The following is an 11,846-nucleotide window of genomic DNA, read 5'->3' as shown; positions in this document are numbered from 1 at the left end:
TCCTCCAAACCACATGTATTTCCATATTCAAATGAGATTTTGACTTATTTGAAAAAGAAATATCCGCTGCATGTGATTACAAATGGTTTTAATGAATCTCAGGCGAAGAAAATGAAATCATCCGGTTTGGATCAATATTTTGATTTAATTGTCACCTCGGAAACAACCGGCCACAAAAAACCTGATCCAAGGATATTTCATCATGCGATGGAACAATTAGAGACAAGCCCAGAGTTATGTATCATGATTGGAGATAATCCAAACTCGGATATTTTGGGTGCAAAAAATGCATCAATTGATCAGGTTTATTTTAATCCTGATGGAAAAGAAACTGAAATAAATCCAACTTATACCATTTCCCACCTCAAAGAATTGGAAAGTATATTGTAAATGCTTTTGTTACCAAAATAACTAGTCAATAAAATCCTGTTGGTTATCTTTGCCAACAACAGAAAATCATAACCCCAGATATCATGCTTAAAGGTTTTTTTAATGTTCCCAATCCGGTAAACGAGCCGGTAAAAGTTTATGCTCCCGGAAGTCCGGAAAGAAAGGAATTGCAAGCAGCTCTTAAAACAGCAAGAGCGATGCAAGTTGATGTGCCAATGTACATTGGTTCAGAGGAAATTAGAACAGGTAATAAACATCCAATGTCTCCTCCTCATGATCACAAACATATTCTTGGTTATTTTCATGAAGGAGATGCTTCTCATGTAGAGCAGGCAATCAATGCAGCTTTAGGAGCAAAACATGCCTGGGAAAATATGGCATGGGAGCAAAGGGCTGCCATTTTCTTAAAAGCAGCAGACTTGATCGCAGGTCCTTATAGATCAAAAATTAATGCAGCGACCATGTTGGGTCAATCCAAGAATGCCATGCAAGCGGAAATTGATGCAGCATGTGAATTCATTGATTTTTTGCGTTTCAACGTAAAGTATATGACTGAAATTTATGCTCAGCAACCACCTGTATCAGGAAATGGTGTATGGAATAGATTAGAGCAGCGTCCGCTCGAAGGTTTCATTTTTGCCTTAACTCCTTTCAATTTCACTGCTATTGCAGGTAATCTTCCTACCTCAGCCGCGATGATGGGGAATACGATTGTTTGGAAACCTGCCTATACCCAGATTTATTCTGCGAATGTCTTGATGGAAGTTTTTAAAGAAGCGGGTGTTCCTGATGGTGTCATCAATTTGATTTACGTTGAAGGTCCAGTTGCCGGAGATATTATATTCAAGCATCCTGATTTTGCAGGTATCCATTTTACTGGATCTACGGGCGTTTTCCAGCATATATGGAAAGAAATTGGGGCCAATATCAATAAATTCAAATCCTACCCAAGAATTGTAGGTGAGACCGGAGGGAAGGATTTTGTAATTGCTCATAAGTCAGCAAACCCAAAAGCGGTTGCAGTCGGTTTGGTTAGAGGAGCTTTCGAATATCAAGGACAGAAGTGTTCTGCCGCTTCTAGAGCATATATCCCATCTAATATTTGGGAGGATGTTAAGAAATATATGTTAGAAGATCTTGCCACAATGACCGTGGGTGGAACTGAAGATTTTACCAATTTTATCAATGCAGTAATTGATGAGAAAGCTTTTGATAAAATTTCGAATTATATCACTAAAGCAAAAGATGCTGAAGGTGTTGAAATCATTTCCGGAGGCAACTTTAATAAATCTGAAGGTTACTTTATCGAGCCTACCGTTATATTGACTCAAGATCCTATGTTCACTACAATGTGCGAGGAAATTTTCGGTCCAGTTTTGACGATTTATGTTTACAATTCAGAGCATTTTGAGGAAGCATTAGAATTAGTAGATCAAACTGGTCCTTATGCTTTAACAGGTGCTATTTTCTCTCAGGATCGCTATGCCATTGAATTGGCAACGACCAAGTTGAAAAATGCAGCTGGAAACTTCTATATCAATGATAAGCCTACTGGAGCGGTAGTAGGTCAACAGCCATTTGGAGGTGCAAGAGCTTCAGGAACAAACGATAAAGCAGGTTCTATGATCAACTTACTTCGTTGGGTTTCTCCTCGTACCATCAAAGAAACATTTGTCTCTCCAGAGGATTATAGATATCCTTTCTTAGGAAAAGATTGATATTTTTGAACTCTGAGGTGTCCCTCCTTCGAAATGACACCTCAGAGAAAAAAAAACGGCTGAATCTCTTCAGCCGCAATTTTTTCCTAAATCTTATATCTTAATTCATATGTCTCAAATCTATCAGGTATACATCGCTCCATTGACATGCAGCACCTGACCTGAAATATAGCTACTCATCTCTGAGCCTAAGAATACACAAGCATCAGCTACCTCCTCCGCTTTTCCTCCCCGTTTCATTGGGATTCCTTCTCTCCAGCCTTGAACAGTCTTCTCATCCAATGCATCTGTCATTTCAGTTTCTATGAACCCTGGAGCAATAGCATTACAACGTACGTTTCTAGAACCTAATTCTAAAGCTACGGATTTGGTGAAGCCAATGATTCCGGCTTTGGACGCTGCGTAATTTGCCTGGCCGGCGTTTCCTTTAGCGCCTACCACTGAAGTCATGTTAATGATGGATCCAGCTTTCGCTTTCATCATGGTACGGGTTGCGGCTTTGACGGTGTTAAAGCAGGATTTTAAATTCACGTTCATGATTTCATCCCAAGATTCCTCGGTCATTCTCATCAATAAATTGTCTCGGGTGATTCCGGCATTATTGATCAAAATATCCAATCCGCCGAAATCGGCAACAACACTATTGACTAATTCCTCAGCGGCTTTGAAGTCGGAAGCATCAGATCGGTATCCTTTTGCTTTTATTCCAAAAGCAGCCAATTCACCCTCAAGTGCTTGGCCTTTTTCTACACTGGATAAAAAAGTGAAGGCCACGTTGGCGCCTTCCTGAGCATATTTGATCGCAATGGCTCTTCCGATTCCTTTAGAGGCACCGGTGATCAAAGCTGTTTTTCCCGAAAGTAATCCCATTGGTTCTAAAATTTTGTTTTGCCAAAATTAGAAAAAAACCCAAAGTTTCCGATTTGAAAAGCAAAGGCTTTTGGATTTTACGCTTCTTCCATTGTATTTTCTTTGAAAAATTGATTTTGTAAAATAAAATTAAAGTATTATCAGATTTGGTAGAATTCTCTTTTTTCTGAAATCTTTTTGAACGCTTATTACGGAATCATTTACATTTTTGGAGACTACAACAAATTTTTTTCTGAAGCCAAAAGGTCTATTTTTGCATAGTTTCAATTCGTTTTAATCCAATATTTAGATATGTCTTCGACCAAATTTGATTTGATTGTGTTAGGTAGCGGGCCAGGTGGTTATGTGGCTGCGATACGTGCTTCCCAACTCGGTTTGAAAACTGCTATCATAGAAGCAGAGGAGCTCGGTGGTATTTGCCTTAACTGGGGCTGTATTCCAACCAAAGCATTGTTGAAAAGTGCACAGGTTTTTGAATACATCAATCATTCAGCTGATTATGGGATCTCAGTAAAAGAGGCAAAGGCTGATTTCGAAGGAATGGTAAAGCGTAGTAGGGGCGTGGCAGATGGAATGAGCAAAGGCGTTACTTTTTTGATGAAGAAAAATAAAATTGAAGTCATTTCTGGCTGGGGTAAAATTCAGGCTGGAAAGAAAGTTGAAGTAGCCGATAAAGATGGAAAGAAGACAGTCTATTCGGCGGACAATATTATTATAGCGACTGGTGCGCGTTCCCGTGAATTACCATCAATGAAAATCGATGATAAAAAAATCATCGGATATAGAAAAGCAATGACATTAGAGAAGCAACCAAAAAAAATGGTTGTAGTGGGTTCTGGAGCAATTGGAGTTGAGTTTGCTTATTTTTATGCTTCTATCGGCACAGAAGTGACTATCGTAGAATACATGGATAGAATTGTGCCAGTGGAAGATGTGGAAGTATCCAAAGCTTTGGAGAAAATCTATAAAAAATCCGGAATGACCATCATGACTTCTTCTGAAGTTACTGCGGTAGATACGAAAGGTACTGGTTGTAAAGTGACCGTTAAGACATCAAAAGGAGAAGAAACTTTAGAATGTGATGTTGTGCTTTCTGCAGCAGGCGTGGTTTCAAATCTAGAGAATATTGGATTGGAAGATGTGGGAATTTTGGTTGACAAAGGCAAAATCAAGGTAGATGAATACTACAAAACAAATATGCCAGGATATTATGCCATTGGGGATGTAATTCCAGGTCCGGCATTGGCACACGTAGCATCTGCAGAAGGTATCATATGCGTAGAGAAAATTGCAGGACATTCTCCAGATCCTTTGGATTACGGAAATATTCCGGGCTGCACCTATTGCTCTCCAGAGATTGCCTCCGTTGGTATGACTGAAGCAAAAGCAAAAGAAGCAGGATATGAATTGAGAATTGGTAAATTCCCATTCACTGCATCTGGAAAAGCATCAGCTGCTGGTGCAAAAGATGGTTTTGTAAAATTGGTGTTTGATAAGAAATATGGGGAGTTGCTTGGTGCGCATATGATTGGAGCCAATGTCACTGAGATGATTGCAGAGATCGTGGCGATTCGCAAGCTTGAAACAACCGGTCATGAATTGATCAAAACTGTTCACCCTCACCCCACCATGTCTGAGGCAGTGATGGAAGCTGCAGCTGCAGCTTATGATGAAGTGATTCATTTATAAAAAATAAGCTATTATAAAAATAAAAGACACAAGACTGAAAACATTCGGTCTTGTGTTTTACTTTTAGGGGAAACCCAATGTAAACTACCAACTATTGGAGGAAGAACAATTAGTAGCCGGGCTTAGGGCAAAAGACAGAAAAACCACGGATTATCTTTATGAGAAGTATTCACGTGCACTCTTTGCGGTAATTTCGAGGATCGTTCATGATTCAGATATTGCTGAAGAGGTTTTTCACGATTCTTTTGTTAAAATCATCAAGAAAATCGATTTCTATGATGAATCAAAAGGCAGATTATATACTTGGATGGCCAATATTTGCAGGAATTCAGCGATTGATAAACTGAGGTCAAAAGAAATTTCACAATCCAGTAAGACCAACACTATTGATGACTTCGTATATGGAATGGAGAGCAAATCAGGGACTGTAGAACAGACAGATACCATTGGGGTCAGGGAGTTGATGGATCAACTCAATGAAGATCAGCGTTTTATTATTGAGTATATTTACTTTAAAGGATATACCCATTCGGAAATTTCGGAGGAGTTTGAAATTCCTCTCGGAACCGTCAAGTCTCGAGTGAGAGCTTCATTACAAGTTTTGAAAAAGAATTTAGACAGAATCTAGTGGATATTCAATCATACATAGCATCAGGCAAATTGGAGCTTTTCCTTCTGGGAGAGCTCAATGAGCGGGAGCGTGAGGAGGTTCTGGCCTTATCAAAGCAATATCCTGAAATCAAAAAAGAACTGGATGAGCTGGAAGAGGCTATGTTTGCCTTTGATGAGCTGACTGGGAGTAAGCCTTCCGCGAGGGTAAAAGATAATATCTTTTCCAGTTTGGAATCAGAATTTAGAAAAGAAGAAACATCAAAACCTAATCCAACTCCTGCATCAGTGGGAGCGAAAGTGGTGAAAATGTCTCCTTGGAAACCTTTTGCAGTGGCAGCTTCCATTGTCGCAATCCTTGCATCTGCAACGGCATTATTCTATGCGAATAAGTTTTATGAGAGAGATCAGCAATTCACGGCTCTCATGCAAGAGCAAAATGTAATGGCAGATAATCTGAATCAGGTCAAATTGGATTACGAGCAAAAGGATTCACAACTCGATAAAATCGTCGCTGGTGATTATAAGCGGGTGGAGATGAAAGGAGAAGGCTTTGAGATGCAGAAAGATGCCAAAGTAGATGTCTTCTGGGATCAAGGTGCCAATGAGGTCTTTGTAGCTGTGAATAATCTAAACTCATTGAGTGATGAATTTGACTATCAACTTTGGGCGATTGGAGATGACGGTCCGATAGGAATTGGTCTGGTAAATCCAGGCGAGAAATTTACGTTGCAACAAATGCAGGCTGTAGCTCAAGCAGGAGCTTTTGCCATCACTATTGAACCAAAAGGTGGCTCAGAATCTCCTACACTGGAAAAATTAGTGGTATTGGGGGAAGTTGCTTAAGAAAATTAAATTGAGAATTAAATAATTTGAAATAGACCTGTTCTGAAAAGGACAGGCTTTTTTCATTTCAGGAATTTTGAGTGATCTTTAAGCAGCTTTATAAAACCTATGGAACTTCAACTTTCAACACCAGCCTTACTTTTTTCAGCAATTACTTTATTGATGCTGGCTTTTACCAATCGATTTTTGGCGATTGCCAGCCTAATCCGTGGGCTGCATAAAAACTATATCAAAGGACCGGATCAAGAAATCATCGTGGAGCAAATCCATAATCTAAGGCGACGTCTTACGCTCATCAAAAACATGCAGCTCTTTGGGGTTTTTAGTTTTTTATTGTGCATCGTTTGTATGTATTTGCTTTTTCGAGGTTACACTGTAGCAGCTAACTGGGTATTTGTAGGAAGTATGGCTTCATTGCTGGTTTCACTTTTGATTTCATTAATCGAAATTCAGATATCCACAAAAGCACTAAATCTGGAGTTAAAAGACATGGAGGAAATATTTAATAAGAGAAGTAGTGGGTTGGATTTTATTTTCAAAAAAGAAGGAAAAAAGGATGAGAAATAAATTTTTCTACTTTGTACTCCTCCTCATTTTTATCAGTGCTTGTACATCAGAGTCGAGTCAAGAGAATGATACCTCTAACCTTGCTTTATTAAGTCGGGAAAAAACCGGCAATTACATTGATTTAGAAGGAATTGGAACTGCGACAGATTTTTATACTTGGTCAGCAGATCGAATCCCGATGGTTTCGGCTCATCGTGGAGGACCGTACCCCGGATTTCCAGAAAATGCAATCGAGACATTTGAAAATGTATTAAAAGATACCCCAGCCATCATAGAATTGGATGTGGCGATGACCAAGGATTCAGTTTTGGTTTTGATGCATGATGATGAATTGGACAGAACCACCAATGGAACAGGGAAAGTGGAAGAGGTTACTTTTGAATACATTGAATCTCTTTATCTGGAAGATTTAAATGGAGAATTGACTTCTTTTAAAATTCCAACTTTGGAAAAAGCCTTGCTTTGGTCCAAAGGCAAAGCACTTTTGACTGTAGATATCAAGCGATCAGTTCCATTCGAGAAGATCATTGAGGCTGTTAGAAAAACCGGCTCTGAAGGCCATGCTGCATTAATTTCCTACACTTTCCCAGCAGCGAAAAAGCTCCATTATTTGGCACCGGATGTGATGCTTTCTGTGACTATCAGAAATATGGAGGAAATTAAGCGAATGGACGAAACCGGAATCCCTTGGACGAGGGTTATTGCATTTACTGGGGTTGCGGAAAGGCCAAGAGAGTTTAATCAAGCATTACACGAGAGAGGCGTATTCACTATTTTGGGAGTTTTGGGTAATTTGGATCAAAGTGCAGAAGCCCGAGTAGATCAGATTTACGCCAGTTTTATACAAAATGGAGCTGATATTTTGGCAACTGATCGACCCATAGAAGCTGCCAAAGCAATAAAAACCCTAAGTCCATCACAAAGTTCTAAATCTAAGTATTTCAAAAAATGATCATTGACCTACGTAGTGATACTGTCACTAAGCCAACCCAAGGGATGAGAGAAGCCATGTTTTCAGCTCCAATAGGAGATGATGTTTTTGGTGAAGATCCCACTGTTTTGGCTCTGGAAGAAAAAATTGCGGGCATCTTCGGAAAGGAAGCGGCACTCTTTTGTCCTTCCGGAACAATGACAAATCAAATCGCAATTCGACTTCATACCAGAATTCAAACAGAGGTAATCTGTCATAAATACTCTCATATTTACTTGTATGAGGGTGGAGGCATTATGGCAAATTCCTTGGCATCAGTGAAATTGTTGGAGGGAGATTTAGGGAAAATAACAGCTTCCCAAGTAGGAGCATCCATCAACCCAGATGATATTCATGCTCCCGAAACTACTATGGTTTCGTTGGAGAATACCATGAATAAGGGCGGTGGAAGTATTTATACCTTGGATGAAGTGATTCCAATTAAGAAAGTCTGTGAAGAATATAGGTTAAAGCTTCATTTGGATGGTGCTAGATTTTTTAATGCTTTAGTGGAAACTGGAGAAAATCCATCCGAATGGGGAGCACAATTTGATACGATTTCCATTTGCTTGAGCAAAGGGCTTGGTTGCCCTGTAGGTTCAGTATTATTGGGTTCGAAGGTAGATATTAAAAGAGCTAGAAAAATCCGGAAAGTAATGGGTGGAGGAATGCGCCAAGCAGGTTTTTTGGCAGCTGCAGGAATTTATGCCTTAGATCATCACATTGATCGTTTGAAAGAAGATCATGCTCGAGCCAGAACGTTGGGAGAAATGCTATTGAAAAAATCTTTTGTGCCAGAGGTATTACCGGTAGCAACGAATATTGCCATTGCCAGATTGGATGGGATTACTCCTGAGTTCTTTTTGAAAAAACTAAATGAAAAAGGTATTAAAGCAGTCAAATTTGGGCCTGATTTAGTTCGATTTGTTACCCATCATGATTTCGATGATGATCAGCTGGAAGAGTTTAGGAAGAGGATATCAGATTTGTAAAGATTTTTTGAGAACCTTTAACATTCTATTTCTCGTTTTGAATACTTATATTTCATAAAAGATAAATCTATGATTACGAGAGAAAAAGTGTTGGAAGCTGTAAAAAGTATGCCAAAGGAATTTTCAATTGATGACTTAATGGATAAACTTTTGCTGTTAAACAAAATTGAAATTGGAATTGGCCAAGCGAATAAAGATGAATCTTATACTTCTGAAGAAGCTAAAAAGATGATTCAAGAATGGTCAAAATAAAGTGGGCGAAGCAAGAAATAGAAGATGTCTACTCAATTAGGGAATATTACTTGCCATTATCTCCGAAATTTGCTGACAAGCTAATTGATCAGATTTTTTCGAAAGAGACATTAATTTCAACTTTTCCTGAATCTGGCAGAATTGTGCCTGAACTAGGTAATAAAAGCATAAGAGAAGTGCTTTTTAAGCAGTTTAGGATTATTTATTTAATTGTTGATTTATCAAACATATGTATTATCACTGTCCATATTAGTTCAAAACCACTTACTAATATTTCTATATTTGAATAGTTATTAATTTGACAAAAAATGTCATTAATGAAGGCCATGTAAGGCCTTTTTTCTTTTCTCCGTATCTTGGCTTTTGAATTTAGATTCTGAAAAATGAACAATACTCCGCTGGCAGAAAGAATGCGTCCTATCCGATTGGAAGATCTGATTGGCCAAGAGCATTTATCCTCCCCCAATTCATTTTTATTTAAAGCGATCAAGTCGGGTAATGTACCCTCTCTAATTCTTTGGGGACCTCCTGGAGTTGGAAAAACCACCATTGCCAATATCATTGCTAATGAAATTAAAGCTCCATTCTACACGCTTTCGGCTATCAGTTCCGGGGTAAAGGATATCCGCGAAGTCATCGAAAAGGCTAAGTTTCAGATGGGGGTAGTGCTTTTTATTGATGAGATCCATCGCTTTAATAAATCGCAACAGGATGCGCTACTTGGAGCCGTGGAGAAAGGAATTATTCGATTGATTGGAGCTACCACAGAAAACCCATCTTTTGAAGTCAATGCCGCTTTGCTTTCCAGATGCCAGGTTTTTACTCTCAATTCATTGGGTAAAAATGAATTGGAAGCCATGGTCCATCAGGCATTGGAAAAGGATGTAGACCTGAAAAAATTGGATGTTAAACTAGAGGAAACTGACGCTTTGCTACGAATCTCTGGTGGAGATGGAAGGAAACTCTTAAATCTCTTGGAAATCGTTATTGATGGAATAAACGAAGATCCCTGTGTCATTACTGATGAAAAGGTAATGCAGATAGCCCAGCAAAAAGTGGCGCTATATGACAAGTCTGGCGAGCAGCATTACGATATCATTTCAGCATTTATCAAATCAATTCGTGGTTCAGATCCCAATGCGGCAGTCTATTGGTTGGCTCGTATGATTGAAGGGGGAGAAGATGTGAAATTCATTGCCCGTCGATTGGTGATCTTGGCTTCTGAAGATGTAGGCAATGCCAATCCGAATGCGCTCCTTTTGGCTACCAATTGTTTTGAGGCGGTAAAATTGATCGGTTATCCTGAATCAAGGATTATTCTATCCCAATGCGTGACCTATTTGGCGAGCTCTCCAAAAAGTAATGCTTCCTATATGGCGATTAATCAGGCTCAGGCTTTAGTTCGGGAAAAAGGAGATTTATCTGTCCCACTTCACCTAAGAAATGCTCCAACCAAGTTGATGAAAGACTTGAACTATGGCAAGGCCTACAAATACTCCCATGATTTTCCCGGCAACTTTGTCGCCCAAGAATTTATGCCTGAAGAAATCAAAAATCTAAAGCTATATGATCCAGGAGACAATGCTAGAGAGAATGAGCTAAGAAGGTATTTGAAGGGGAAATGGGAAGGAAAGTATGGGTATTAAATAAAGTTTTAAAGTTCGATAAAAAGACTTCGTTACTGTTTTTGGGGATTTAAAACTATTTTATTTATATGATTATCCGCAATGATGCCAGTCACCTTAAATTCTTTGCTTATCTGGTCGGAAGACCGATGACCGAAGACCGAAGCAGCCTAAAATTTACAGTTGAGCTTATTTTGTATTGCATTAGTCTCCTTACTGGTAGAATTGCGGATATACACATTATTTATATTCCACCAAGTCCTTCCTAATCTCCCTTCAAAAAAAGTCCGTTTTGCATTTATTTTTTGCAAAACGGACTTTATGAGTTTTAGAAAAAAGCTAAAAAAACTTAATTATAATTTCCCTACTGCTTGTCGGATATCAAGAAATTATAGAATTTTTATGGATCGATAACATTGAACATAAACTCAACAGGTCGACGGTTACCACCACCACCACCACCACTGCCTGCCGAAATAACAGTAAATCCAGTTTCATCCTGAGAGTCATAGGAAAGACTTGCGAAATCTTTACCAGTAAGTTGAATAATATAGTCTCCGTCGGGCCTTGGTGTGGTAAATACAATTACATATACACCATCTAAGGCACTAGATACAGTAGCACCAGAAATTTTAACAGCCGTTCCATCTGGAGCTACTTTTCCAAAGGCTTTTATAGGGCCAGCTTCTATGGTCGTTAGGGGAGAGAGGTCTATTGTGGTAGTTCCACCTGCATCGACGATTTCAAGGTTAGTTCCATTAAGAGTACCTGAAGTGATCAGTTCGTTAGTGGCATCGGTGTCGGTAATAGTTACTGTATTTCCATTTTCAATTGTTAACTCACCGGTAGAAGCAGTAAAGGTCAATTGCTGATTGTCTGGCCCCCCAGGTCCTTCCGGTCCGGCCAGAATAATTTCTGTTGAAGCAGTCCATTCAACCGTTGCATTTTCATTGGATTCAACCCACTCAACAAGTAAAACATCAATGCCAGTAACAGTTTCTTTACTTACGACCCGAACATAACCTGAGGCTGTTGTACTGGCATTGTTGACGAATAATATTGAACCAACACTTACATTTCCCGATTGGTCCGAAAAATCAACTATCAATGTCCTAGCCCCGGAAGAACTAACTGAATTTGCTTGTTGAGGCTGGAAAATAACATATTCCCCATCAGCCCCTTCAAGTGATGCTAACCATTCTACTTCGGTTCCTGTGAATCCATTGGCAAGGGCGACTTCATATGCAGAATTTCCGTCTGCTCCGTCTTGTCCATCTATTCCAGGGGCTCCATCTTGTCCATCGGCTCCTGCTGGACC

13 protein-coding genes are annotated in these 11,846 nt (G+C 39.3%); 11 read left to right on the top strand and 2 right to left on the bottom strand.

Annotation, left to right across the window (positions count from 1 at the left end):
• Both Q0L68_RS10280 and pruA read left to right on the top strand, forming a co-directional pair.
• Nucleotides 1–390 (top strand): HAD-IA family hydrolase (locus Q0L68_RS10280; protein WP_296702574.1); only part of this gene is annotated, 390 nt, incomplete at its 5' end.
• Between the two features lie 83 nt (nt 391–473).
• Nucleotides 474–2,108: an L-glutamate gamma-semialdehyde dehydrogenase gene (gene pruA / locus Q0L68_RS10275; protein WP_296702573.1), complete on the top strand. Its 1,635-nt coding sequence runs from the start codon at nt 474–476 to the stop codon at nt 2,106–2,108.
• A 123-nt stretch (nt 2,109–2,231) separates the two neighbouring features.
• Here pruA and fabG read toward each other — a convergent pair whose 3' ends face one another.
• Nucleotides 2,232–2,978 (bottom strand): 3-oxoacyl-[acyl-carrier-protein] reductase, encoded by a 747-nt coding sequence (fabG, locus tag Q0L68_RS10270; protein ID WP_296702568.1) that lies wholly within the window; start codon nt 2,976–2,978, stop codon nt 2,232–2,234.
• 291 nt (nt 2,979–3,269) lie between these two features.
• On the opposite strand from fabG, the gene lpdA reads away from it, so the two are divergent.
• The 9 genes from lpdA (at nt 3,270) to Q0L68_RS10225 (ending at nt 10,549) form a co-directional block, all read left to right on the top strand.
• Nucleotides 3,270–4,667, top strand: coding sequence for a dihydrolipoyl dehydrogenase (gene lpdA, locus Q0L68_RS10265; RefSeq protein ID WP_296702565.1), 1,398 nt, complete (start codon nt 3,270–3,272; stop codon nt 4,665–4,667).
• A gap of 94 nt (nt 4,668–4,761) precedes the next feature.
• The gene (locus tag Q0L68_RS10260; protein ID WP_296702563.1) at nt 4,762–5,295 is read left to right on the top strand and encodes an RNA polymerase sigma factor; all 534 of its coding nucleotides are present in this window, start codon (nt 4,762–4,764) and stop codon (nt 5,293–5,295) included.
• Nucleotides 5,295–6,122 (top strand): anti-sigma factor, encoded by an 828-nt coding sequence (locus tag Q0L68_RS10255; RefSeq protein ID WP_296702560.1) that lies wholly within the window; start codon nt 5,295–5,297, stop codon nt 6,120–6,122. The genes Q0L68_RS10260 and Q0L68_RS10255 overlap by 1 nt, the downstream gene beginning before the upstream one ends.
• A gap of 108 nt (nt 6,123–6,230) precedes the next feature.
• Nucleotides 6,231–6,689, top strand: a complete 459-nt coding sequence (locus Q0L68_RS10250; RefSeq protein ID WP_296702557.1) for a DUF2721 domain-containing protein — start codon at nt 6,231–6,233, stop codon at nt 6,687–6,689.
• Entirely contained in the window at nt 6,679–7,641 is a 963-nt protein-coding gene (locus Q0L68_RS10245; protein WP_296702554.1) for a glycerophosphodiester phosphodiesterase family protein, read from the top strand. The genes Q0L68_RS10250 and Q0L68_RS10245 overlap by 11 nt, the downstream gene beginning before the upstream one ends.
• Nucleotides 7,638–8,651 (top strand): GntG family PLP-dependent aldolase, encoded by a 1,014-nt coding sequence (locus Q0L68_RS10240; RefSeq protein ID WP_296702552.1) that lies wholly within the window; start codon nt 7,638–7,640, stop codon nt 8,649–8,651. Before Q0L68_RS10245 ends, Q0L68_RS10240 begins: the two co-directional genes overlap by 4 nt.
• Nucleotides 8,652–8,720: 69 nt before the next feature.
• Nucleotides 8,721–8,903, top strand: coding sequence for a hypothetical protein (locus Q0L68_RS10235; RefSeq protein ID WP_296702550.1), 183 nt, complete (start codon nt 8,721–8,723; stop codon nt 8,901–8,903).
• Nucleotides 8,891–9,193, top strand: a complete 303-nt coding sequence (locus tag Q0L68_RS10230; RefSeq protein WP_296702548.1) for a type II toxin-antitoxin system RelE/ParE family toxin — start codon at nt 8,891–8,893, stop codon at nt 9,191–9,193. The genes Q0L68_RS10235 and Q0L68_RS10230 overlap by 13 nt, the downstream gene beginning before the upstream one ends.
• 93 nt (nt 9,194–9,286) lie before the next feature.
• The gene (locus Q0L68_RS10225; RefSeq protein ID WP_296702545.1) at nt 9,287–10,549 is read left to right on the top strand and encodes a replication-associated recombination protein A; all 1,263 of its coding nucleotides are present in this window, start codon (nt 9,287–9,289) and stop codon (nt 10,547–10,549) included.
• Nucleotides 10,550–10,928: 379 nt separating this feature from the next.
• On the opposite strand, the gene Q0L68_RS10220 is transcribed toward Q0L68_RS10225, so the two are convergent.
• Nucleotides 10,929–11,846, bottom strand: a 918-nt coding sequence (locus tag Q0L68_RS10220) for a hypothetical protein (RefSeq protein WP_296702541.1), incomplete at its 5' end; no start/stop codon positions are given.

It is taken from the genome of Algoriphagus sp., from assembly GCF_024642405.1.
In the GTDB taxonomy this organism is placed as follows: Bacteria; Bacteroidota; Bacteroidia; order Cytophagales; family Cyclobacteriaceae; genus Algoriphagus.
The sequence above is the reverse complement of the archived record's forward strand: the minus strand, read 5'-3'. Positions and strand labels throughout refer to the sequence as shown.